This is a genomic window from Alkalimonas mucilaginosa (assembly GCF_036327005.1).
Classification (GTDB): Bacteria; Pseudomonadota; Gammaproteobacteria; order Enterobacterales; family Alteromonadaceae; genus Alkalimonas; species Alkalimonas mucilaginosa.
This window is the reverse complement of the sequence record NZ_JAUGZK010000008.1, coordinates 55,402-79,205: the sequence shown is the minus strand read 5'-3', so window position 1 is coordinate 79,205 and position 23,804 is coordinate 55,402. Positions and strand designations below refer to the sequence as shown.

The window sequence follows — 23,804 nt, the reverse complement described above, 5'->3', positions numbered from 1 at the left end:
GACCATGAAGCTTTGTTATGGCCTCGATATTGGTGGCACCAAAATGGAGCTGGCCATTTTTGACCAGCAGATGCAGTTGCAACAAGAATGGCGGTTGGCTACGCCAACTACCAACTATGCCGATTTTCTGCAGCAACTTTGTGCTCAAATTACCCAAGCCGATCAGTTCAGTGGGCAGAAGGGGCAGCTGGGCATCGCGCTGCCGGGCATTCAGGATGCAAACGGTCGGGTTGTTTCAAGCAATGTGCCTTGTTTAAACGGTCGGCAGGTTGTGGCTGATTTGCAGCAACTGCTGCAGCGCCCGGTGGCCATTGGCAATGATTGCCGCTGCTTTGTGTTCTCCGAAGCTGTGCTTGGCGCAGGTCGTGGTTTTGTACGGGTGCTAGGTGTTATTTTGGGTACGGGGTGTGGCGGTGGCTTTTATGCTGATGGCGCCTTGCAACAAGGCAGGCAGCAGTTGGTAGGGGAGTTTGGTCATCAAAACCTGGCAGCCCGGGTGGTGCAGCAGCACCGGCTACCTCTTTATTCGTGTGGCTGTGGTCTGGTAGGTTGTGCGGAGACCTATGTCTCCGGGCGAGGGCTGGAGCGGTTGTATCAGCACTTTGCCGGTGAGCCAAAGAGTACCTATCAATGGCTGGAAGATTACCGGGCCGGGCAGCCCGCAGCTGTTCATACGTTTGCCGCTTATATGGATGCGCTTGGTTCAGTGCTGGCAGCACAGCTGCTTGCTTACGATCCGGATGTAATCGTGCTCGGTGGTGGCTTGTCCGATATTGCTGAAATAGTTGCCGCAGCACCAGAGGCAACACAGGCACATCTCTTTGCCGGTGTTCAAGTACCGCCAATCAAAGTGGCAGAAGGCGGTGCAGCCAGTGGCAAACGTGGTGCTGCGCTGTTAGGAGCAAAGGCCAATGGTTAATGTCTTTCAAATTCTGGCGCCAAAAATTTTGACCCCAACTGGCTGGCTGTACCATGGCTATGTCACTATTCAGCATGATCGTATTCTCAGCATAGGGCAAGACTCCGATGCTGATTTGCCATTGCTTACCTTGGAGGAAGGCAGCCTGGTACCTGGGCTGATCGATGTGCAAGTCAATGGTGGTGGGGGTGTCTTGTTTAATCAGGCACCCAACTGTCAGGCACTACGTACCATGCTCAAAGCCCATGCCCAGTTCGGCACCACAGCGATGCTTCCCACTGTGATTACCGACTCTATCGCCGTGATGCGCCAGGCTGCAGATACTATCGCCACAGCCATTGCCGAGCAAGAGCCTGGCGTGGTGGGCATTCACTTTGAAGGGCCTCATCTGTCACTGGCAAAAAAAGGGGTGCATCCGCCTGGTCATATTCGCTCCTTGTCAGATGCCGAGTGGCAGCTGTATCGAAGAAAAGATCTGGGCATTAAAGTCGTGACCTTGGCTCCGGAAACGGTCGCTCCTGAGCTGATAGCGGCACTGGTGGCCGAGGATGTCCGGGTATGTCTGGGGCACTCCAATGCCGAAAGTGCCACGGTACAGGCGGCTCTGAACGCCGGAGCGACCGGTTTTACCCATCTGTACAATGGCATGTCCCCACTGACATCGCGTGAGCCAGGCATGGTGGGGACTGCTCTTACCGACAGCCGTAGCTGGTGTGGCATTATTCTGGATGGCCATCATCTGCATCCGCTCGCTGCTTTACTGGCCTATCAGGCCAAACCCAAAGGCAAGTTAATGCTGGTCACCGATGCGATGTCGCCGGTAGGTACTGAGCAGCAGCAGTTTGATTTTTTTAGCGGCAAGGTGGTGCGTGATGGCAGTCGTTTGACGGATCCATCCGGCTCTTTAGCGGGCTCTGTGCTGGATATGATCACCGCTGTGCAGCAGGCGAGCCAACAACTTGGTATCAGCTTTGCCGAAGCGCTGATGATGGCTTCGGCTTATCCGGCAGACTTTCTGGGCTGTGCCGACCGGCTGGGTCGTTTGGCACCGGGTAAACAGGCCGATCTGGTCTGGCTGGACGACTCGCAGCAAGTTCGACAAAGCTGGGTCGCCGGTCGGCCATTTTATGTTCATCCACAATCGAAGGTAGCGTTATGACCACAAGCTCCAGGCAACAAAGCAGCTTTTTCCCCATGCTGCTGATTGGTATCTTGTTCTTTGTGTTTGGTTTTGTCACCTGGCTAAACGGTGCCTTGATCCCTTTCTTAAAAATTGTCTGCGAACTAAACGAGTTTCAGGCGCTGTTGGTGGCATTTGCGTTTTACATTGCCTATGTGGTGATGGCACTGCCGATGTCCACCTTATTAACCCGCTTTGGTTATCGCAACGGCATGACCATTGGTTTGGGAATTATGGTGGTTGGCTCCTTACTGTTTATCCCAGCGGCGCAAAGCGCACACTATGCTTTCTTCTTGCTTGCGCTCTTTGTGCTTGGTACCGGCCTGACTATCTTGCAAACGGCAGCCAACCCTTACATCGTCTGCATTGGACCGCGTGAAAGCGCCGCTATGCGTATCAGCATTATGGGCATTGTGAACAAAGGTGCCGGTTTTATTGTGCCTTTGGTATTTGCCGCATGGATCCTGACCGGGATGGAACAATACAGTGAGGAAGCATTGGCACTGCTTAGCCCAGAGCAGCAGGCCGAACAGTTGCAAGCTTTATCCAATCGCTTGGTGGTGCCTTACCTTTACATGACAGCTGCGTTGCTGGGTCTGATGGTGTTTGTGCATTTCTCCCGTTTGCCCGAGCCGGATTTATCTGAGCCGGAGCCTGCGACCGATGCCGTCACGACTCTGGTAGCAGAAACCGAGCACGCAACCAATGCCGTGCATCACAGAGAATCCGACTGGCGGGCTATCTGGCGCCATCCTCAATTGGTATTCGGCTTTATCGCACTGTTCTTTTATGTTGGCGTCGAGGTGATAGCCGGCGACAGCATTGGACTCTATGGCCAAGGGCTTGGTGTAGCCCACTTTGGTATTCTTACTTCCTACACCATGGCTTTTATGGTGGCAGGTTATCTGCTTGGGATTTTGCTGATACCTCGCTACGTATCTCAATCGACTGCATTGGTTTGTTCGGCCTTGGCTGGGATCTTGTTTAGTTTCGGTATTTTACTGGGCTCCAGCGAGAGCTCAGCGTTGTCGGCATGGAGTCTGGGTTTACTGGGCATTCCGCTGGTTCCAGATACCGTGCTTTTTGTTGCCCTGTTGGGATTTGCCAATGCTCTGGTGTGGCCAGCTGTCTGGCCGTTGGCGCTGCAGGGGCTGGGTCGTTTAACGGCGACAGGTTCTGCTTTGCTGATTATGGGGATCGCCGGCGGTGCTTTATTGCCTTTGCTGTATGGGTATCTGGCCCACAGCAGTGGGAACAGCCAGTCAGCTTACTGGATGCTGATCCCTTGTTATGCTTTTATCCTGTTTTATGCGCTCAAAGGCCATAAAATAAGACGCTGGTAATAAACCCTTGAGCTAAAAGCAATTCCACAGCTTTTTCCTGGCAAGAAAGCAGCTATACTCAGTGACAGAGTTTTTACCTGCACTGAGGATGCTGCTTGCTCACTCCGTACACTACGCTCAAGAGCTATAAGACCTTCAGCCGGCGTCAGCTATGGCTATGGTGCTACATCAGTGCAGTTGGGCTGATCAGCAACTTACTGGCACTGCAAATGCCTTTGCTGGCTCCTTTGCTGCTGGGCAATGTGGCATTCTTGGTTATTTTGCTGCGACTTGGCCCAATTTGGGGGCTGGCCTCTTTTGCCTTAGTAGTGCTGCCGCTTTGGGGGACCTGGCTGTGGTGGTTGAGTCTAGCCGAGTTTAGCCTGGTATTTCTGGCCTGGCGGGCAGGAAAACTGCATATTGCACAGCTTTATGTGCGTTGCTGGTTCTTGCTGACACCGGCTGTGTTTTTGTATCTCTGGTTGTGGCAAACCCATGCTGCAGGTTTTGCTTTGCTAATTAGCCTGGTCGTAAGCTTGGCAGGCGCACTTAATTTGGTGGGTGCCAAGCTGATTCTGAATGTGGCTATCAGTACACGCTTAAGCCGCCTGCAACCATTACCTCAGCAACTGGCAGGGCGAATTACCGTCTATTCGGCTGTACCCACCTTATTGCTTATTCTGGCAGTGTTGCATGCCTTTGTGATTTGGGATTTGAATAAACGTCACGATGAGCTATTGCGCTTAGAACAGCAGTTACTTACCTACAGCGAGGACCAATTGCAACAGTTCCGTGCTGCAGTGCAGTTGGTTGCCTTAGGCTATCCACGCTATCAGGATGACAGTATGCTGGATGATTTACTGCAGTTACAGCCTCATTTTATTTCAGCGGCTATTACCGATCAGCATGGAGATGTGACCAGCTATCGTAGCCGTAGTAACTTAGTGCTGACACGATCGGTAAATGTAGCGGATCGGGACTACTTTAAGCACTTGCAGTTAAAACCAGTCGGTAGCTATGTCAGTGATGCTTATGTTGGGCGGGGGTTAGGGCAGGACCTGCTGTTTGCTGTCAGTGCACCTATGCTAAATAGCCAGCGGCAGTTTATTGGTGTGGTACAGGCTTCAGTGTTATTGTCTTCACTGGCAGAGCAATTGCAGCCTTCCTCGGGTTCGACACGGATCCGGGCGGTTTTGTTGGATAGCCAGGATCATTTAATTTGGTCGGTTCCTGCTTCTCCTGCATATGGTCAGCCATTTTCAATTGAATCTGGCTTGCAACCAGGGCAGTCAGTATTTGCCAGCTCCTGGTTAACGCCATCTACCGGCATGCAACTGAACCAGGATGGACGTGGTTTTATTCGTCGTTATCAAACTGATGATGGTTGGTTGTTGCTAATGAAGTATCGGCTGGATGCCGTGCTTATCGGCTATAACCTGCTTACCTTAATGGTTATTTTGCTGGCGATACTGGCGCTTTGGTTACTGAACCGTACCTCTTTTTATTTTGTGCGTTTTTACACCCGGCCGTTGCAGCATTTGGTGCAGTCCATTCAGCGGCTGGAGCTGCAGGGCGGAGCTCCTTTTTGCGATCTTTCAGCCAGAGCCAGCGGGTTGGAGGTGCAGCAGCTGTTTGATGAATACAATGCCATGGTTTCGCGCCTGCATCAGGCTGGTAGCCGGCTGGAGGAGTTGAATACCAGTCTGGAACAGCGGGTAAAACAGCGTACAGAAGAATTGGCCAGTGAGCGTGACAGAGCTACCCACTTGGCTGAGGTTAAGTCGCGTTTTCTAGCCACCATGAGCCATGAGCTGCGTACGCCTCTGACGGCTATTATCGGTTATACCGAACAGTTGCAACGCAGTACAGATTTGCAAGTAAAACAGCAGCAACAGTTGCAGGTTATCGCCAGAAACAGCCGTTATTTACTGGGAGTGGTGAACGATATACTGGATGCCGCCAAACTGGAAGAGGGCAAGCTGTCGATTGAAACCCAAGCGGTTGCAATTCAGCCGCTGCTGCAGGAACTATGTGCTGATATGGCCAGTCAGGCCAGCAGCAAAGATTTGTTCTTAGACTTTCATTATGATGAGCAGTTGCCGGACTGGTTGGTGCTGGATCCACTTCGCTTGCGGCAAGTTTTGCTTAATTTGCTAAGCAATGCCATTAAGTTTACTGAAAAAGGCAGGGTAACCGTACAAGCTCGCCGCAGTGCAGCTCATCGTATGCAGATTGTCGTCTCGGATACCGGTATCGGTATGACGATGGAGCAACTGGAAAAGGTGTTCAGTGCTTTTGAACAGGCCGATAGCGGTACCAGCCGAAAATATGGCGGTACTGGACTCGGGCTGCATATCAGCTATCAGTTGGCTGAGCTGATGCAAGGGGAGCTGTCGGTAAGTAGTACGCTTGGTAGCGGTAGCAGCTTTATACTGGAGCTGCCGCTGCATGAGCCGGAGCCTGGTCAACTTACCCGGAATCATCAGGGTGAATCAGACGCTATTCAACCACCTGCATTAACCGGCCAGGTATTGGTGGCGGATGATGTGCTGGATATTCGTTTGCTGATCACCGAGCTGCTGGAACAATGTGGTTTGGTGGTACAGCAGGTAGAAAATGGCATGGCAGCGGTGCAGTTAGCACAGCAGCAGCCTTTTGACCTTATCCTGATGGATATGAATATGCCGGTACTTGATGGCGCTGAGGCCACACGTCAATTGCGAGCATCCGGCCTGTCCTTACCAATTTTGGCGCTTACTGCGGATGTACTGCCAGAAGATAAAGCGCACTTTTTACAAGCAGGATGCAATGAAGTGCTTACTAAACCTATTCAGCCAGGCTTGTTGTATAAGGCGCTGAGTCACTACCTGGCTATGTCCCGCAAACGCCAGGATGCTACAACCATCCCTGGTAAAACTGCTACAGAGCGTATTGCCGAGTTAAAGCAAGTGTATGTGCAGCAACTACCTACTCAGTATCAACAATTGCTGACCTGGTTGAAGAATGCGGATGACCAGGCCGCATTGGCGCTGTTGCACCAACTAAAAGGTACATCCGGAAGCTTTGGTTTGCGTGAAATTTCTGAGTTGGCAGCTGCCATGGAACTACAGCTAAAGCAAGGGGAAAGGATAAAACCGGAGCAATTGGCACAGCTGCAGCGTTGTTGTTCTGGCAAAACAGGTTAAAGCTGGATGGATAATCAGGGAGAGCCAAAGCTCTCCCTGACAAGCACCCCATTAACGGCGGCGATACAGCAATCCAAGACCAGCCAGTAATAAGAAGGCTGTTGCAGGCACTGGGACCTGAGTGGGCTGGATGCGCAGGCTTAAATCCGCAAAGCTGGCGTCGATAAAAGTTCCGGCAAAGTTTTCTACCCCAAACCAGCCCGGATTAAAGCTTAGTAAGAAATCACCAGCTTCAAGCGCAATAAAGTTTAGCTGAGCAAGCACAAAGCCGGTGCCTTGTTGTGCCGCGAGTATGGACTCGTCTGCATCCCAAAAAGCGTAGTCATCCAGTGTAATACTTCCTACTACCGCATCATGATCTGCAAATTGCAGGCTACCAAAGCCATCATCAAGGCCGTTACCAAACTGCCAGCTTTGCAGTAAGAAAGCGGATGGCTGATAGAATACTTCGGACCAAAAAGCGCCAAGGGTTTCACTCAGCCCGCTAATTGTCATACTCAGCTGGATACTGTCACCTACCCGATACTCGTTTTGATCCGGTTGCAGCTGGATAAGCGCGGCATGGCTCAGGCCGCTCATCACTAAACAAAAAGTAAGAAATAAAGCTTTCATTCGTATTTTCTCCAATTAATTTGCGACAGCACAACGAGGCAAGTCGCATAGAGCCATCATGGCTCGAACATCCAACTGATTAACAACTCCGTCACCATTAAAGTCCAGTGTCAGCGGCAGTTCGCCGCCTTGACGCAAACGTTGCTGAAACAGCTGGATATCGTGCTGATCCACAACACCGTCTTGGTTTAGGTCTGCTGGGTGGAAGCTAGAACTTAACTGCAAAGCGATCACCAAGGGATCATGATCCGAGGTGCGGAATGGGTCAGCCTGATAGAAGTTATCGGGTTTCACCAGGCCACCTTGCAGCGGCCCTTCGCTGTAGTTAAAGGCAGGGATCTCATCCGAGTTGATGTGCCAGGATTTGGCCTGCAACACTTTAGTCGCCAAGGAAGGGCTGGCAAAGGCATGATCCAGACTGCCGGACTCGCCCATAAAGGTGTAGCTGTACACCCGGTAATCGTTGTCGTTGCTCTGCACCGTCAGATTGACAAACCCTGCTGCTTCCATCGCAGCCAGCGGATCTTCTTTGGCGTAGGCATTGAAGTCACCCAATACCAACATATCGTTGTTACCAGAATTGGTTGGGTCGGTTTCTAACCAACGCAACAAAGCCCGGGCAGAAAGGGTGCGCCAATTGTTCCAACAGCCCTGGCCGTCGCCTTGGTCAGCATTAATTCCACTGGCACTGCCACAAGATTTGGCTCGTAAATGTATTGCCACGGCAGTAAACACAGCCCCTTGCTCAGTAGCAAAGCTTTGTGCCAACGCCGGGCGTTGCCGGGAAGTATCAAAGTCTGGATCCACGCTTGAATCTAATACAGCAAAGTCACCATGCAGGCTGACCCGGTTGGCGCGATAGATAAAGGCAGGCTTGATGGCATCAGTGCCAAGCCAGCCAGTAGCAACATAGCTCCAGTCTGCAGTAGTGGCTGCAGCATTGAGTGCCGCCACCAAATGCTCCAGAGTAGAGTCATCGGCATCATTTTCGATTTCGATCAAAGCCAGTACATCGGCTTCCAGAGCCTGAATGGCGGGTACCAGTTTATCCAACTGCCGTGCCAGTTCGCTTTCAGAGCTGGCTCCACGGCAAGCTAATGCATTCGGGCCACAACTGTTGCCGGGCAGATCGAAGGTGGTAAAGAGGTTTTCGACATTAAAGGTCGCTACTTTGATATCCCCTTGCTCCACGAGCTCAGGAGCATTCGTTCTTGGGTTGCTGCTGGTGATAAAGTTGGGTGTGCTCAGATAGCGAACGCGGTAGGCACCAAAGGCATAGCTCATTACACCATCCAAACCAGCTTGCAGCAAATAACCATTTCGGATCGGGTTGTTGGCGGAAATTTCGTTGATGCCATCTTCACCGGTGATGAAAGGCTGACGGTTCACGCCGGTCAGGCCATTATCAATGATGATTCGGTTTAGCCGGTTGCTGGCGATGACCGCTTGAGCCTCTGTACCAGGTGCGACCACCTGGGTCGGATTGTATAAGCGGCCATTCGACACTGTAAATTCGCCAAAACGTACCGCATTAAACACATCGGTAACGGTTAAGTCATTAGCGGTTTGAACCCACATGCCGGCGATGCTCTCCAGCTGTTCAAAGCTGGCCACAGGTAAACTAAGCTCTGCCGGGCTTACCAGATGCAGGCGGTTGGTATCACAAACGGCCAACTCACTGACATTGGACAGCTGCGTTTCTTCAAAAAACTCGGCGACAGTGCCGCGTACCCGTACCAAATCACCCAGCTGTACCGGTGTACCAAAGCCATTGTCGTAGACAAAAATACCTTCGGATGTCATCGGGTTATTGTCACGATGCTGATCTTTTTCCTGCAGATAAAAGCCACCCAGACCACCGTTGTCGGTCTGTTGGAATACGGCCGTGACTACAGCTTGCAACTGCACTTCAGCACCTTGCAGCGGGCTTTGGAAGCCGGCACCTTGCACCTGATGGATGCGGGTGACTGGGTTGTCACAGGCAAAAGTCTCTGATGCAATCGGGTTTTCTGCGGTGAGCTGAATATTCGACAAACGCCAGGTACTGCAGTTGCCGCTGTCAAATTGATAACGCAATGCCAGATGCACCGAGCCATTTAATGCTGAAAGTTGCTCAAAGCCATCAAAGCGAACCGGCACATTGTTGCTGCTAAAATCATCCGGGCTGATGCTGGTGAGTAATACCCAGTCTGCCGGGTTCAACTCTGAGCCGGTAAATTGGGTAGAATAGTAAATATCCAAATTATTCACACCAGCAAAACCGCGGGCAATATCAATGGCCAGGCGTTCACCGGTTTGGTTGTCGACATCAAAGGCTGGTGATACCAACCAGCTGTCATTGGCACTGCAGCTGCCATCGACAAAACCAGAAAAGCTTACATTGTTAAAGCCGCCATCCCACTGCCACTGCTGCTCACCCTGCAAACTCCATTGTTGCCAGCCCTTCTCAAAGGGGTTGCTGGCAAAATCACGCTGATACAGGGTAATGCGATCGGCATCAGCAGTCAGCGTTCCAGTGACCAGCAGGTTGTCAAAGCGGTTGTTGCCTGTGGCATTGCTGGCACCATCGAGCGTGATACGAAAATAGACGCTGGCCTGGTTATTCAATGCTTCCACGGCTGAAAAATCGTAGCTGCGAAGTTGAAAGCTGCTGCCAAGGGCACCTGGATCCACTGCGAACTCTGTGAAGTTTTCACCATCAAGTGACCAACTGATACGGCGCTCATTAAAACCTGTGGCCGTGCCACGTTGTGCCCAACTTAGCTGCAGGTCCTGATAACCTTCGCTATTAATTTGAATAACGATAGCTGCGCCATTGTTGCTGGTGCCAGGGCCACCTTGTACTGACAGGCTACCACCAGCGATATAGCCTGGCAGTGCATTAATGGTACTGCCGGCAAAAGACTGAATAGTGATGTAGGTACCATTGTTGTCAGTATCCTGATTAAAGTTGGTCAGGTAAATTGTGCCGGCACCAATATCCGGTTGTTGCGGAAAGGTGTCTGGACTAAAACCAAAACTACCATCGGGCAATTCATTGAAGTTTTGTGACCAGTAGGCGATAGGTGTTTGCGCCCACAGGCCAAAGGTGCTGAGTAGCAGCACCAGAGCTAGTAGTTGTTTCATCGTTCGGTATCCATGTTTTTATTGTATCATTTTGACGTGGTACGGCTGTACGTCCTGGTCAGCACTTGTCGGCATCTATCTGCGGCCATGCATGCAGAGCCATAGGCAACAAAGTGAGGCCAATACTATAGAAGTGTTTTGTGTCAGTTTCATTAATTTTTTAGCAAAGGCTAAGGTAGAAGCAGATAGGGCGTTTAGCTGTTAACAATACAGGCATAAAAAACCCGGCTTGCACCGGGTTTTTAAAGATTTACTTAGCTTAGGCGGCATTCACCTTGGCCAGCTGTTGTTGTTCAGAAGCCAGCAGCTCTTTATCTGCGGCCAGATAGTTGAAGTCAAAGTCATCGACATTGATGGTGCGTAAGCGGCTTATCTCGGCTTGACGCAACACCTGTGCTTCCTGTTCAGAAATCACCTTTAACTCCAGGCCTAAGTCGGCCACTTCGTTTAAGCGAAAGAAAGGCAGGCGTTTGTTTGCAGCCTGGCTAACTTTATCAAACAGTGGCTCTGCAGCCAAAATATCGCGCAGTGCCTGCTCAACCATGCCGATAGGGTTGTTGTCTTTGCCTGCCAGATACAAGTGGTGGCCCAGCCTAGAGCGTGCTTCGCATGGGGTTTGCATAATGCGGGCAACCTGATGCTCTACTTTGTCACTTGGACGGCGCAGAGTACGGCCCCATGGGAACACCACACGTTTTAGTACCACGCCAACCAACCGGTTGGGGAAGTTATCAAACAACTCGTTCAGAGCCAGTTGTGCTTTGGCTAGGTTATCTTCACAGGCCCACTGTACTAATGGCAGATCCTGAGCCTGACGGCCTTCATCCTGATAACGTTTTAACACACTGGATGTCAGATACAGCATGCTCAGGATATCACCTAGTCGGGCAGAAATACGCTCACGACGTTTCAGATCACCACCCAGAGTGCCCATGGCCACATCCGACATCAAAGCCAGTGCCGCACTGAACCGGTTCATTTGTTTGTAGTACCTGGCTGTGGCATCACCGTATGGAGCGCTGCTGAACACACCACCGGTAAAAGACAACCAGAAGGTGCGGAAGAAGTTGCTAATGGCAAAGCCAATATGGCCAAACAAAGCTTTATCAAAAGCAGTAACAGCGGCTCTGTTGTCTTCATTGTATGCTGCCTGTAACTCTGCCAGGACATAAGGATGGCAGCGAATGGCACCCTGACCATAGATGATCATATTACGGGTCAGAATATTGGCACCTTCAACGGTAATGGCAACAGGAGCGCCCTGATAGCCACGTGCCAGGTAGTTGTCCGGACCCATGCAGATGCCTTTACCGCCATGCACATCCATGGCATCAATCATTGCCAGGCGCATGCGCTCGGTTATGTGGTACTTGGTAATGGCAGAGATAACCGATGGTTTTTCACCCAGGTCAATGGAGCCGACCGACATAGTGGTGGAGGCACATGCCATATAGGCGGAGCCGCCAATACGAGCCATGGCTTCTTCCACTCCTTCCATTTTACCAATAGGGATTTTGAACTGACGACGAATGCGGGCATAAGCACCCGTTGACATTGCCGCAGCTTTAATGCCGGCTGTGCTGTTGGAAGGCAGGGTAATAGCGCGGCCTACCGACAAACACTCAACCAGCATGCGCCAGCCCTGACCAGCCATTTTTGCACCACCAATGATGTAATCCAGTGGTACAAATACATCGCTGCCCTGGGTCGGACCATTCTGGAATGGCACATTGAGTGGAAAGTGGCGACGGCCTATTTTCACGCCTGGTGTATCGGCAGGGATCAGTGCACAGGTGATGCCTAAGTCTTCTTTATCCCCTAACAACTTGTCTGGATCCTGCAATTTAAAGGCCAGGCCAAGCACGGTAGCAATAGGTGCCAGCGTAATGTAGCGTTTGTTCCAGGTTAGGCGCATCCCCAGCACTTCTTTGCCTTGCCACTGGCCTTTGCAGACAATACCAAAATCAGGAATTGAGCCTGCATCCGAACCAGCTTCCGGGCTGGTCAATGCAAAGCAGGGCACATCAATACCCTTAGCCAAGCGGGGCAGGTAGTGATTTTTTTGCTCGTCAGTACCGTAATGCTGTAACAGTTCGCCTGGCCCTAACGAGTTAGGTACGCCAACAATACTGGATAAAACCATGCTTTTACTGGTCAGTTTTTGCAGGACACAGGATTGCGCATAGGCAGAGAATTCCAGACCGCCGTATTGCTTTTTGATGATCATGGCAAAGAAGCCGTTGTCTTTCAGGTATTGGTACACCTTCGGTGACAAATCGGCACGTTCGTGCGTGATTTCCCAATCATCAACCATATCCAGCAACTCTTCCACCGGGCCATCCAGAAAGGCTTGTTCTTCTGCACTTAACCGTGGGATTGGGAAGTTATGCAGTTTTTGCCAATCTGGGTTGCCACGAAACAGGTCGGCTTCCCACCAGGTAGTGCCGGCATCAATGGCTTCTTTTTCTGTACTGGACATTTCCGGCATGATTTTCCGATAAACGCCAAGCAATGGTTTCGTTATCAGCATTTGGCGGATAAAAGCAATGTTCAGGGGCAAGGCAATCACCAGGAATACCACCCAACTGACGACACCGACCGGGCCGATAAAGGTACCTACTGCCAGAACAGCTGCAATGGCAGCAGTGAACAGCGTAAGGCTGGCACGGTAATATGCCAGCACGCCAATCACAACCAGAAGTAACAGGCTAAACACTAACCCTTCCATACATATCTCCTAAGAGGTCTGACCACTATTTTGTTTAGGGTATAATCTTCCAAAGCAAGTTGCAAGTGTTTCAACGCTGACGAAAAAAGCTGCGTACAAAGCGCTTTACATCTATTCATACGAATGAGTATAGTCGTTTGGCTCACTTTTAGCGTAGCAGTCTGACAAAGGAGTACAGTGGTTTATGTGTGAGTTGCTTGGGATGTCGGCCAATGTACCCACCGATATTTGCTTCAGTTTTAAAGGCTTAAAAGAGCGGGGAGGCCGAACAGGTCCTCACCGGGATGGCTGGGGCGTGGCTTTTTATGAAGGAAAAGGGGTTTGTACCTTTAAAGATGCACTGCCAAGTTATGAGTCTGAGATTGCCCGTTTGGTAAGTGATTATCCAATTAAAAGCTGTGCTGTGGTAGCTCATATTCGTCAGGCCAATCGAGGCCGGGTTAGTTTGCAAAACACTCATCCCTTTACCAGAGAACTTTGGGGGCGTTACTGGACTTATGCGCACAATGGTCAGTTGCATGATTACAAAGATCTGCCGGTAGCACGTTTTCAACCCGTTGGTACCACCGACAGTGAGCGAGCATTTTGCTTTTTAATGAGTGAGTTGGATAAGCGTTATCCGAATAAGCCGCGTACCCGGCAGGCGGCTTTTCGTTTTTTGCAAAAAAGGGCCTCTGAGCTGCAAAAGCTGGGTGTCTTTAATATGCTGCTGACGGATGGCGAGTACCTGCTGACATACTGTACCACCAGACTACACTGGATCACCCGGCGGGCACCTTTTGGTATCGCCCGCTTATCGGATGTGGATGTGGATATTGATTTCTCCCGTGAGACCACACCAAAAGATGTGGTAACGGTGATAGCGACAGAGCCTCTGACACTGAATGAGCAGTGGCATAAGATGCAGCCTGGTGAGAGTCAGTTATTCCGTTATGGTGAGCCGATTTAACGCAGCCTGGCAGCAGCCGTAGTGGCATCCGGTTGCTGCCAGTGCACTTTGTGCAACTGGACATCGACTTGCTCCACATTATTTTCGCCATGCCAGATCCGCACCAGCAGGTAGTCGAGATCTGGCGCTACCCAGGCGTAAATTTGCCGATCAGAATCTTCCTCTACGCGCTCAATTCGGTACGCCATCACATTGCCATAAGGCAATGGCAGTAGTTCTTTGGTGACAACCCGAAAGTCATAGGTTTTGGGATCACCACGCCGATTTAACACTTCATAGCTGAAAGCGCGCTTGCCTGCAGCCAGATCTATCGCCAGTTGTTGATGATAACTAAGCTGATCGAGCCAGCTATCATCCCAGCTGTGGGATTTCAGCTCGCCTTTAGCCCCCTCACGCAGCTCTTCTTTCTGCGGATCCAAGGTTAATACATAATTGCGGCTTGGACCTGTGCCACTTCGGTTCATACGGTATTCAAGTGGTTGTACCTGTGAGCCCTGAATGTGAAACCTTGTTTGCTCTTCCCTACGATCACGGAATACCATCCAACTGATTTCACTGCGGTAGCGCAAGGTATAAACACCATCCACTTGTTTCAGTTCTCGCTCGGCTTTGCCATGGCTTCGACCATTACGGTAGACCACATACTCGGCCTGGTAGGGCGTTAGCTCCAGCGGTAGTGGCTCTGAAGCCGGTTCAGCCATTGCGGGCATTGCCAGCAATGGCAAGCATAAAAAAGGCGCCCGTTGGCGCCATTTAGAGATCGTACTCATCATCGTCATGGGCATATCCGTGTTGCGGTAAAGGCTCATTATCCAACAAGGCCTGCTGACCTTGTTGCTGCAAACGTCCCTGACAAAACCAGCGGATCACCAGCGGATAAATCCGGTACTCTTGTTCATGTACCCGCTCCGCCACAGTTGCTGCATCGTCGTCAGCAAACACAGGGACTTTGGCTTGCAATACCACCGGCCCGCCATCCAGCTCTTCGGTAACAAAGTGCACACTGCAACCATGCACAGTATCACCGGCTTCGATGGCTCGCTGGTGGGTGTGCAAGCCCTGATACTTTGGCAACAAGGATGGGTGAATGTTCAATAATTTTCCGGAAAAGTGTTGTACAAAGTCTGGAGTCAGGATCCGCATAAAACCAGCCAACACAACCAAATCAGGTGCAAAACTATCGATCAATTGTTGCAGTGCCAGATCGTAGTTATCGCGATTAGCATAGTCGGTATGTGCCAGGCAGTGGGTAACACTGCCTGCTTCACGTGCTCTGACCAGGCCATACGCATCCGCTTTATTGGATATCACGGCGGTTACTTTGCCGGCAATAAAGCCAGAGGCGCAGGCATCAAGAATTGCCTGCAGGTTGCTGCCATTGCCGGAAATCAGTACAACGATGGATTTCATGCCAGCCCTTAGCGAATAATCACACGCTCATCATCAGCGGTGGCGTGTTGGATTTCGCCCAGATGCCAGGCTGTTTCGCCAGCCTGCTGCAGCAACTGCAGGGTTGCTGCAAGTGTCTCTGCCGGTACCACAACGATCATGCCAACACCGCAATTAAAAGTACGGTACATTTCATGCGTACTGACATTGCCTTGTTGTTGCAACCAATTGAAAATCGCTGGCCATTGCCAACTTGTGCCATCTATCACCGCTTTGCTGTGCTCTGGCAGCACGCGCGGAATGTTCTCCCAAAAACCACCACCGGTAATATGGCATAGCGCGTGTACCGGTTGCTGTTTGATCAGGCTCAGTAAGTTTTTCACATAAATGCGGGTTGGCTCCAGTAAATGATCTGCAATGGATTTTCCTTCCAACTCACTGTCAGGAGACTGGCCGCTTACTTCCAGAATTTTTCGAATTAACGAAAAACCATTGGAGTGTGGGCCGGAAGAGGCCAGGGCAATCAGTTGATCACCGGCTTGCACCTTACTACCATCAATCAGTTCAGATTTTTCAACCACGCCAACGCAAAAGCCGGCAATGTCGTAATCATCACCATGGTACATGCCTGGCATTTCTGCTGTTTCTCCGCCTACCAGAGCACAACCTGATTGAGCACAACCATCGGCAATGCCTTCAACCACAGTCGCTGCGGTATTTACATCCAGTTTGCCAGTGGCGTAGTAATCCAGGAAAAACAGCGGTTCGGCACCTTGCACAATCAGATCATTGACGCACATTGCAACCAGGTCAATGCCGACGCCTTGATGGCGCTTTAAATCCATCGCCAACCGTAATTTGGTGCCGACACCATCGGTACCTGATACCAACACCGGCTCTTTATAGCCTGCCGGGATTTGGCACAGGGCACCGAAACCACCTAAGCCACCCATGACTTCAGGGCGATGAGTGCGTTTGACGGCACCCTTAATACGATCGACCAGAGCGTTACCAGCATCAATATCGACACCGGCATCTTTGTAACTTAAGGATGGATTTTGGTTGCTCACGGCATTCCTCAATTGGACAAGGGCTGAAAATGGTCGCTATTTTACCTGCATAATCCCTGTGACAAAAGCATTACTGGGTAGCATTTGATATTGCCAGCTCTACATAGCTGGCAATACTGATACTGTCGTCTTGCATGATTTTATGGTAAACGATTGATGCAAAAGGAAATTCCTTATCCAGGTAGGTCAGGCAAAGGTAAGGTGCATCCTGGCTGCTTTTATCGTGAAACCACTCGCCTCCCAACTCTCGGCGAAAGACTTCGCCAGTGTAAGCACCCAGGATGGTACACAAAGTAAACAGCAGGTCCTGAGCATGGGCCTGTTTTTTCTGTCGCTGATGGAGGTTTGAAATCAAAGTGTCCAGTTGCAGCAGGCTGGACCTGGTAAAGTCCAGTTCAAGCTGGAACTCTTCTTTGGCATAATTGACGGCATCGTCGGCTGACTGAACCATCAGGTCCCTGAGCTGTTGATCGTGCATAGATTCTCCTTGGTTTGTTCGGATTGATGAGCGCTTAGCAGGCATTGCCGCAATAGTTTGCTGCCGGGACCCAGTTGTTCTTCGTATGGGCTTAATAAAGCCATCGGGGCTAATTTTTCACCACCGCTGGCAAGTTGCACTACTTTAAGGCTGCCGTCTTGTAAGCCGGTTTGTACGGTGTAATCCGGTAGCCAGCAAAAGCCAAGCCCCAACTGCAAGATTTCGATGGCCTCGTAAAAGTTATCGACGGTCCAGCGTTGCTCGGACTTCAACCAGCCGCCTTGTTCTTGCGGCTTTTGAGCGGTATCGCGAATGACAATTTGCAGTTGTTGGCTCAGCTCTGCCAACTCGAGCTTACTATGGCCGGCCAGGGGATGCTGACTACCAACTACAGGAATAAAGCGGGTCACATACAAGGGTTCACCAAGGTGGCCTTTGGGTATCAGGCCGGTGATTACCAGATCGGCACGTTTGTCACGGATGATCTCGGCTGTACCTGTGAGCACGGCATCAATGATTTGCACCCGGCTGCCTCGGCTTTGGGGATAAAACTGCAGTAGGGCCTGATAAAGATACTGCTTGGGGTACGCCAGCTCAACGGCAATACGGATTTCCGGCTCCCAGCCTTTGTCTATGGTGTCGGCCAGCCGTTCCAGATCTTCGATTTGCTGGGTCACCATGCGCGATCGGCGTAGCATCACTTCACCAGCTTCAGTTAAAAAGGCTTTGCGGCCTTTTACTTCCAATAATTCCACTCCAAGCATGCTTTGTAATTTAGCGACGGCATGATTTAGCGAGGATTGACTTTTGTTCAGGAGGGTAGCAGCTTGTGCATAGCCACCGGCGTCAACAACGGCTTGTAAGATGCGCCATTGTTCGATGGTAGTTTTTGGACGATATGGCATGGAAGAGTCACTCTCCTGTAGGCGTTAGCAGTTAACGCTCAGCAACAATCACGGCACGAAGTGGTGCCGGGTAGCCTTCTATCGTTTTACTATGGTCATTTGGGTCGAGAAAATCAATTAAACTTTCATTTTCCATCCAGGACGTGGCGCGCTGTTCAGTCAGGCTGGTTACACTGCTATCCACCTGCCGTGGATTTTTAAAGCCTAATCGCTTAAGCCAATGACAAAGAGCTGCACTGCTTGGGATAAACCAGACGTTACGCATTTTAGCGTAGCGATCACCTGGCACCAGTACCGTCTGCTCATCGCCTTCAACCACCAGTGTTTCCAGCACCAGTTCCCCCCCTGGGCGCAGTTGCATTTTTAATTGGTTTAAAAAATCCAGTGGTGAGCGACGATGGTAGAGTACCCCCATAGAAAACACGGTATCAAAGGCTTGCAGCTCAGGCAGTTCGTCACAGCCTATGGGCAGCAGATGCACCTTAGGATCTGGATAGAAGTGTTTAATGGCTTCAAATTGACTGTAAAAAAGTTGCGAAGGATCGATGCCAACTACAAAGGCGGCATTTGCTTCGCGCATACGCCACAGATGATAGCCACTGCCACAGCCGACATCCAGCACAAAGCGATTTTCCAACGGCTGAATATGGGGAAGCAGGCGTTGCCATTTCCAGTCTGAACGCCATTCTGTGTCAATGTGGATGCCATGAATTGCGAAAGGCCCTTTACGCCATGGCATTAATTGACGAAGTAAGTGCTCAATGCGTTTGCGTTGGCCATCATCAATCGCATCAGGCAAGCCGAGAGTGATAGTATCTCCAAGCTCTATTTTAGAAACTTTGGTTGCTGGCAGCTGTGCCAGTACTTTTTGCCAGCGATGAAAGTCGCCATGCAAAGCCTCTTTTTGCCAATGCGCCAGTTGTGCTGGCAATGTTTGCAGCCAATGTGCCAGGCGATTGCCAGCGATTTGCTGGTAAAAAGGAGTAAACAAATCGGTCATCGGTGCCTCAGGGCTGTTTAAAAGCAATCATGGAGCAGAAATTAAAACACTGGAACCAGACGGTACTCTCAGTAAAGCCTACCTGCTCTAATCGTTGTTGGTGTGCGGCGATGCTATCGGGTTGCATTACATTTTCCAGCGCGGTGCGCTTTTGGCTGATCTCAAGCTCGCTGTAGCCATTAGCTCGTTTAAAGTCGTGATGCAAGTCCACCAACAATTGATTGCTGCGGCTATGAGCGCTGATGATTTTTTCCGATAAGACTAAAATGCCGCCCGGCTTGAGCGCTTGATACACTTTTTTCAATAAAGGGCTTCGGTCTTGCTTAGCGAGGAACTGCAAGGTGAAATTAATGACTACCATGGCTGCGTTTTCGAACGCGACTTCACGAATATCGCCTTCGAGCACAGTAACGGGTACTTCAGAGCGGAAGGCTTCGAGGTGCCGCTGACAACGCTGTACCATGGCTGGGCTGTTATCGACGGCAATAATTTTACAACCAGCAGCACTGATATTGCGCCGCATTGCTAAGCTGGCAGCTCCAAGCGAGCAGCCTAAATCGTAAAAGTGGCTGTTGGCTTGCTGATAACGGCTGGCTAGCTGCCCAATGGTTTGAATAATGCTTTGATAGCCAGGGACTGAACGTTGGATCATATCCGGAAAAACGTCGGCTACCTGATCGTCAAAGCGGAAATCCTGAATGTGCGCCAATGGTTCGGCATAAATATGATCTTTGTGCATAGAAAAAAGGGATAAACACGCATGGGCTAAGTGTATCCGATTTTGTGACGGAACACGATGAGCTTGTGGTGTTCCCCTTGTTTTACTGGGCAACCAGCCGTTTGGTGGCCTCGCGACGTCGGACATAATCGATAAGACCAACAATGAGTAGCGCCAGGCTTTGATACAAAGGAACCATGGCCAGAATCAACACAGCGCGTTCACCTTCAGCCTGATTGGTCACCAGGCCGGCATAGGGCAGTAACGCCAGTAGATGAACAAGGAGTGCAGCCAGCGGAAACAACTTTTTCAGCGAATACTTACAATGCAAAAAAACACTAATACCGGCGGCCACTACTGCGGGAAGTACCAACCAGAAGGAGAGTAGTGGTAGTGTATGCAGCCCGGCTGTCAGGCTAAGTACCAGCCAACAATGCAGCGCCAGCAACGCCAGGGTGGTGATTAAAAGTTTCATGACGAAGGGCTCTCTTTGGGTTTACTCGTGCCAAGCCAGCTTACTTGATACAAATCATGGCGTCGATCTTTTAAATTGGTGACGGAGCCTTCATTGCGGATTTGGGTTAAACGGTCCAAATCCAGATCGGAAAACATCAGCATTTCCGTGTTCGGCGTGGTTTCCGACATCACGGCATCGTGTGGGAAGGCAAAGTCTGATGGGGAGAAAACCGCCGACTGTGCATACTGTACATCCAGATTATCGACAGATGGTAGGTTGCCGCAACTGCCGCAAATGACCACATAACACTCATCTTCAATGGCCCTGGCCTGGGCGCAGTGCCGTACTCGCAAGTAGCCATTTTTGGTGTCGGTCCAAAAAGGTACAAAGAGTACATCCATGTCTTGTTCAGCCAGCAAGCGGCTAAGCTCTGGAAATTCGACATCGTAGCAAATCAGAATACCAACACGGCCGGCATCGGTCTGAAACACCTGCAAAGTATCTCCACCCTGAATGACCCAGTCGCGCCGCTCGTGGGGTGTAATATGGATTTTGCTTTGCATGTCAACGGTGCCATCACGGCGGCATAAATAACTGACATTGAATAAGTCATCTCCCAGCAATAAAGGCATAGAGCCAGTAATGATGTTGATGTTGTAGCTAACCGCCATATTGGACATTTCCTGGCGAAAACGCTCAGTAAAGCCAGCCAGAAAGCGAATAGCTTCCGTTTGGTTGGATTTGTTGTCACAGAGGCCCATTAAGGGGGCATTAAAAAACTCCGGGAAAAGGGCGAAATCACTTTTATAATCAGACAGAGCATCAACAAAGTACTCCACTTGTTGCAGCACTTCATCGACTGAGCGGGCCTGACGCATTTGCCATTGCACGGCACCTACCCGAATCTGGGTTTTACGGCTCTCTATCAGGCGGCCAGGCGGTTCGTAGAAGATATTGTTCCATTCCAGCAAGGTGGCGTAGCCTTGCGACTTTTCATCTTCAGGCAGGTACTTTTTCAGTAAACGCTTTAGTTGAAAATCATTGGACAGCTGAAAGGTGAGAATAGGATCGTAAATTTCCCGACGTTTTACGGCCTCCAGATAGTCGGCAGCCGACATCTCATCAACGTATTGGTGAAAGTTTGGGATCCGTCCTCCGGCTAAAATGGCTCGCAGGTTCTGCTGGCGGCACAGCTCTTTTCGAACTTCGTAAAGGCGGCGGCCTAAGCGATAGCCGCGGTAATCCGGGTCTATCAGTACATCCAGGCCGTAGAGGGCATCACCATGAGGGTTATTCAGAATGGTCATGCGCTGGCTGATCAGTTCATCGTAGGTGTGTGGGTTACTGAAACGGTCGTAATCCACCTGTAACGAGAGGGCAACGCCAACAATGTCATCGTGATCTATCACGCAGACCTGGCCATCCGGAAAATCCTGGATTAGTTTCTCAATGGTATGTCTGGGCCAGGCACCACCGAGATCGGTATAGATCCGGTCCATTAGGCGCTTTAATTGTGGGTAATCGCTGACTTCGAGGTTGCGGATTTTAATATGCAGTTCTTCTTGCACCTGTGAGCTCTCCCTGGGGTTGAGGCAACTATGTACGATGGACGCTAGGGCCGGCAATTGTGCTGCAGGTCAGCTGTTGCAGCGTCAGAGGTTGACTCTGATCCTGCTCAAAACACTGCATGATATCAGCCAAAGGTACGCGAAGACCGGTGACACCGCAAGCCTGGTTCCGCCCTTTTGCTTTGCCGGAATAAAGTGCCAAATCGGCCAGTTGCAATGCTTTTTCCCAGTTCAGTTTTTCTTCCGGAATGTTGTCAAATGGCAGGGTAATAAAGCCAGCCGTAGCGGTGACTACTATGGATTGCCCATTGACCAAAAATGGTTTTTCGGCCAGCAGATACAAGGTGCGCTCGACCAGGGTGCTTAAATCTTTTGGCTTGATTCGGTGCAAATAAAGTAAAAACTCTTCACCGCCCCAGCGAATGGCCTGATCATGTTGTCGTAGCGATTGGCTAAGACGTTTTGCAACCTCTATCAGGATATCATCGCCAGCAGCATGACCGTGTTGGTCGTTGATCTGTTTAAAGTGATCGATATCCAGCAGGATCAATGCATCACGCTCTTGACCATGATGGCGGTGTTCTTTGTGTTGCCAGCGCTTGGCCATGCGTTGCTGGAATGAACGCCGGTTAAACAAGCCTGTGAGGGGATCGCGTAACGATTGAAATTCAAGTTGCTTGTTGGCTTCTTTCAGCCTGCGATTGGTATGCCGGACCTTTCGATACAATTGCCACATCAGGACCCCAGCCAGAGCTGTGGCAAAAGCAGCCAGTAAAATCAACCGGTTTTGCAGTTGCTTGTTCTCTATGGTGCGTTCCTGCAACGCATTGGTTTGTTCCAGCCGTTGTATACGGTGCGCCTGCTCGCGGGCCAGAAAGCGCTGTTGCATTTCACTGAGTATTCTATGACGGTCGCTTTGAAACAGTTCATTGCTCAGAACGCGTTGCTCGCGCAAAATTGCGGCTTCTTCAAGATGGTAGCCCGCATGTTGCAGTGCATTGGCAAACTCGCCTAAAAAGCGCTCCAGATCACTGCGTCTGGCATGTTCACGAAAGTAGTTAATGCTTTCGCGCATTTGTGTCAAACCTTGCTCAGTCCTGCCTTGTTGTACGTCAATATAAGCCAGGTTCAATAAAACCAACTGGTAGGTGTTCTCGTCGTCCAACGCCTTGGCCAGTTTTTTAGCCTGGTGCAATGGCTCTATTGCAGCATCATACTGATGCAACAGGATATAGGATGCACCTATGTTGTTCAGGCTGAGCAGGATAATATCTTGCCGGTCGATAATTTCTGCTTGCACAATGGCTTGATGATGGGTGAGGGCAGACGCTTCATGGTTACCCTGTTCTCCTTCAATATATCCTTTGAGTAGCAGATAGTCGGCCAAAAACTCCGTGGAAGCTATCTGGTCGGCATAGCTTAGTGCTTGCTGCATCAGTTCTTCAGCCAGCTCCCAGTTTTTCATATCGGCATGCAGGCGGGTTAACTGTCCCAACAAAAAGGTAGAGCGAAGCAGAGTACGATCATCATTCGTCTCCTGAACGGCTTCAAGCGCCCGGTACAAATGCTCACTGGCCAGTTCAAAATGATTATCCTGCATGTAGATTCGCCCCAGCAGGTTGTTGGCGTAATAGCGGACCCTGGGTTGTTGCGCATGGGCAAGGTAAGGCTCCAGCTCGACTATGATCCGATAAGCCTCATTCAGACGTTGCTGAACAAAACATACTTCTACCTTTGTTGCCAGTGCTTCGACCATGCTATCGGTGCTGCCGTGTATCCTGGCGTAAGTCAGTAAACGCTCTAATGCCGGCTCAACCTGCTCCGTTTGACCTGTGTGCAGGTAGTGCAGTGTGAAGCTGGCGTAGAGGCGGGTTAATGAATCCGTGGCGGTTTGATCATTGACCTGAGCATGCAATGCATCCAACTGCAGATAGGCCTCTTCGGGTGAGGTATAAAGCAGCATAAGATAAGTATCAATGCCTTGTTCTAGCCAATCTGTGGTCTGTTCTTGAGCCGACAGGACGCATACAAGCAGCAGGGACATCAGCCATGCTTTGATAGGCAATGAGCCGCAACGAAATAGCGAGGTTAGGGCTGTTCTAGGCAAAGGTGCTCTCATGCTCGTACAAAGGCACTTCAAATGTAGCAAGGTTTGATTGGAAAACCAACAGCTTCATTTTATTTCAGTTTTGTGTTTT

At 50.5% G+C, this 23,804-nt stretch carries 18 protein-coding genes; 5 read left to right on the top strand and 13 right to left on the bottom strand.

From position 1 onward, the window contains the following. Positions 1–4 precede the first annotated feature (4 nt). The 4 genes from QWF21_RS11815 to QWF21_RS11800 all read left to right on the top strand — a co-directional run bounded on the left by QWF21_RS11815 (position 5) and on the right by QWF21_RS11800 (position 6,606). The gene (locus QWF21_RS11815) at positions 5–919 is read left to right on the top strand and encodes an ROK family protein (protein WP_330088259.1); all 915 of its coding nucleotides are present in this window, start codon (positions 5–7) and stop codon (positions 917–919) included. After that, on the top strand, positions 912–2,078 hold the full coding sequence (gene nagA / locus QWF21_RS11810; protein WP_330088258.1) for an N-acetylglucosamine-6-phosphate deacetylase: 1,167 nt from the start codon (positions 912–914) through the stop codon (positions 2,076–2,078). Before QWF21_RS11815 ends, nagA begins: the two co-directional genes overlap by 8 nt. Then, positions 2,075–3,442 (top strand): sugar MFS transporter, encoded by a 1,368-nt coding sequence (locus tag QWF21_RS11805; protein ID WP_330088257.1) that lies wholly within the window; start codon positions 2,075–2,077, stop codon positions 3,440–3,442. Before nagA ends, QWF21_RS11805 begins: the two co-directional genes overlap by 4 nt. Before the next feature lie 95 nt (positions 3,443–3,537). Next, positions 3,538–6,606: an ATP-binding protein gene (locus tag QWF21_RS11800; protein ID WP_330088256.1), complete on the top strand. Its 3,069-nt coding sequence runs from the start codon at positions 3,538–3,540 to the stop codon at positions 6,604–6,606. 51 nt (positions 6,607–6,657) lie between these two features. On the opposite strand, the gene QWF21_RS11795 is transcribed toward QWF21_RS11800, so the two are convergent. The 3 genes from QWF21_RS11795 to fadE all read right to left on the bottom strand — a co-directional run bounded on the left by QWF21_RS11795 (position 6,658) and on the right by fadE (position 13,072). Beyond that, the gene (locus tag QWF21_RS11795) at positions 6,658–7,218 is read right to left on the bottom strand and encodes a PEP-CTERM sorting domain-containing protein (RefSeq protein ID WP_330088255.1); all 561 of its coding nucleotides are present in this window, start codon (positions 7,216–7,218) and stop codon (positions 6,658–6,660) included. Between the two features lie 15 nt (positions 7,219–7,233). After that, a complete protein-coding gene (locus tag QWF21_RS11790; RefSeq protein ID WP_330088254.1) occupies positions 7,234–10,344 on the bottom strand; it encodes an ExeM/NucH family extracellular endonuclease in 3,111 nt (1,036 codons plus the stop codon). 259 nt (positions 10,345–10,603) lie between these two features. Beyond that, positions 10,604–13,072: an acyl-CoA dehydrogenase FadE gene (gene fadE / locus QWF21_RS11785; protein WP_330088253.1), complete on the bottom strand. Its 2,469-nt coding sequence runs from the start codon at positions 13,070–13,072 to the stop codon at positions 10,604–10,606. A gap of 184 nt (positions 13,073–13,256) precedes the next feature. Here fadE and QWF21_RS11780 point away from each other — a divergent pair, with 184 nt between their 5' ends. Beyond that, positions 13,257–14,021: a class II glutamine amidotransferase gene (locus tag QWF21_RS11780; protein ID WP_330088252.1), complete on the top strand. Its 765-nt coding sequence runs from the start codon at positions 13,257–13,259 to the stop codon at positions 14,019–14,021. Here QWF21_RS11780 and QWF21_RS11775 read toward each other — a convergent pair. The 10 genes from QWF21_RS11775 to QWF21_RS11730 all read right to left on the bottom strand — a co-directional run bounded on the left by QWF21_RS11775 (position 14,018) and on the right by QWF21_RS11730 (position 23,650). Further along, positions 14,018–14,800, bottom strand: coding sequence for a DUF3108 domain-containing protein (locus QWF21_RS11775; protein WP_330088251.1), 783 nt, complete (start codon positions 14,798–14,800; stop codon positions 14,018–14,020). The two genes, QWF21_RS11780 and QWF21_RS11775, sit on opposite strands and share 4 nt — an antisense overlap. Continuing rightward, on the bottom strand, positions 14,775–15,431 hold the full coding sequence (gene purN, locus QWF21_RS11770; protein ID WP_330088250.1) for a phosphoribosylglycinamide formyltransferase: 657 nt from the start codon (positions 15,429–15,431) through the stop codon (positions 14,775–14,777). Before purN ends, QWF21_RS11775 begins: the two co-directional genes overlap by 26 nt. An 8-nt stretch (positions 15,432–15,439) precedes the next feature. Next, positions 15,440–16,480, bottom strand: coding sequence for a phosphoribosylformylglycinamidine cyclo-ligase (gene purM / locus QWF21_RS11765; protein ID WP_330088249.1), 1,041 nt, complete (start codon positions 16,478–16,480; stop codon positions 15,440–15,442). A 70-nt stretch (positions 16,481–16,550) separates the two neighbouring features. Beyond that, positions 16,551–16,958 (bottom strand): hypothetical protein, encoded by a 408-nt coding sequence (locus tag QWF21_RS11760; RefSeq protein ID WP_330088248.1) that lies wholly within the window; start codon positions 16,956–16,958, stop codon positions 16,551–16,553. Further along, positions 16,931–17,863 (bottom strand): LysR family transcriptional regulator, encoded by a 933-nt coding sequence (locus QWF21_RS11755; RefSeq protein ID WP_330088247.1) that lies wholly within the window; start codon positions 17,861–17,863, stop codon positions 16,931–16,933. Before QWF21_RS11755 ends, QWF21_RS11760 begins: the two co-directional genes overlap by 28 nt. A gap of 31 nt (positions 17,864–17,894) precedes the next feature. Beyond that, a complete protein-coding gene (cmoB, locus tag QWF21_RS11750) occupies positions 17,895–18,863 on the bottom strand; it encodes a tRNA 5-methoxyuridine(34)/uridine 5-oxyacetic acid(34) synthase CmoB (protein WP_330088246.1) in 969 nt (322 codons plus the stop codon). A gap of 7 nt (positions 18,864–18,870) precedes the next feature. Further along, positions 18,871–19,602, bottom strand: coding sequence for a carboxy-S-adenosyl-L-methionine synthase CmoA (cmoA, locus tag QWF21_RS11745; RefSeq protein WP_330088245.1), 732 nt, complete (start codon positions 19,600–19,602; stop codon positions 18,871–18,873). A gap of 82 nt (positions 19,603–19,684) precedes the next feature. Next, positions 19,685–20,056, bottom strand: a complete 372-nt coding sequence (locus tag QWF21_RS11740) for a hypothetical protein (protein WP_330088244.1) — start codon at positions 20,054–20,056, stop codon at positions 19,685–19,687. Further along, positions 20,053–21,606: a carbon-nitrogen hydrolase family protein gene (locus QWF21_RS11735; RefSeq protein ID WP_330088243.1), complete on the bottom strand. Its 1,554-nt coding sequence runs from the start codon at positions 21,604–21,606 to the stop codon at positions 20,053–20,055. The genes QWF21_RS11740 and QWF21_RS11735 overlap by 4 nt, the downstream gene beginning before the upstream one ends. A 28-nt stretch (positions 21,607–21,634) precedes the next feature. Then, entirely contained in the window at positions 21,635–23,650 is a 2,016-nt protein-coding gene (locus QWF21_RS11730; protein ID WP_330088242.1) for a tetratricopeptide repeat-containing diguanylate cyclase, read from the bottom strand. Positions 23,651–23,804: the final 154 nt, after the last annotated feature.

What these genes read in the sequence shown, in the direction of transcription:
- QWF21_RS11815 (WP_330088259.1), top strand. Translation starts at nt 5, where the DNA reads ATGAAGCTTTGTTATGGCCTCGATATTGGTGGCACCAAAATGGAGCTG.
- nagA (WP_330088258.1), top strand. Translation starts at nt 912, where the DNA reads ATGGTTAATGTCTTTCAAATTCTGGCGCCAAAAATTTTGACCCCAACT.
- QWF21_RS11805 (WP_330088257.1), top strand. Translation starts at nt 2,075, where the DNA reads ATGACCACAAGCTCCAGGCAACAAAGCAGCTTTTTCCCCATGCTGCTG.
- QWF21_RS11795 (WP_330088255.1), bottom strand. Translation starts at nt 7,218, where the DNA reads ATGAAAGCTTTATTTCTTACTTTTTGTTTAGTGATGAGCGGCCTGAGC.
- QWF21_RS11790 (WP_330088254.1), bottom strand. Translation starts at nt 10,344, where the DNA reads ATGAAACAACTACTAGCTCTGGTGCTGCTACTCAGCACCTTTGGCCTG.
- fadE (WP_330088253.1), bottom strand. Translation starts at nt 13,072, where the DNA reads ATGGAAGGGTTAGTGTTTAGCCTGTTACTTCTGGTTGTGATTGGCGTG.
- QWF21_RS11780 (WP_330088252.1), top strand. Translation starts at nt 13,257, where the DNA reads ATGTGTGAGTTGCTTGGGATGTCGGCCAATGTACCCACCGATATTTGC.
- QWF21_RS11775 (WP_330088251.1), bottom strand. Translation starts at nt 14,800, where the DNA reads ATGACGATGATGAGTACGATCTCTAAATGGCGCCAACGGGCGCCTTTT.
- purN (WP_330088250.1), bottom strand. Translation starts at nt 15,431, where the DNA reads ATGAAATCCATCGTTGTACTGATTTCCGGCAATGGCAGCAACCTGCAG.
- QWF21_RS11760 (WP_330088248.1), bottom strand. Translation starts at nt 16,958, where the DNA reads ATGCACGATCAACAGCTCAGGGACCTGATGGTTCAGTCAGCCGACGAT.
- QWF21_RS11755 (WP_330088247.1), bottom strand. Translation starts at nt 17,863, where the DNA reads ATGCCATATCGTCCAAAAACTACCATCGAACAATGGCGCATCTTACAA.
- cmoB (WP_330088246.1), bottom strand. Translation starts at nt 18,863, where the DNA reads ATGACCGATTTGTTTACTCCTTTTTACCAGCAAATCGCTGGCAATCGC.
- cmoA (WP_330088245.1), bottom strand. Translation starts at nt 19,602, where the DNA reads ATGCACAAAGATCATATTTATGCCGAACCATTGGCGCACATTCAGGAT.
- QWF21_RS11740 (WP_330088244.1), bottom strand. Translation starts at nt 20,056, where the DNA reads ATGAAACTTTTAATCACCACCCTGGCGTTGCTGGCGCTGCATTGTTGG.
- QWF21_RS11730 (WP_330088242.1), bottom strand. Translation starts at nt 23,650, where the DNA reads ATGTCCCTGCTGCTTGTATGCGTCCTGTCGGCTCAAGAACAGACCACA.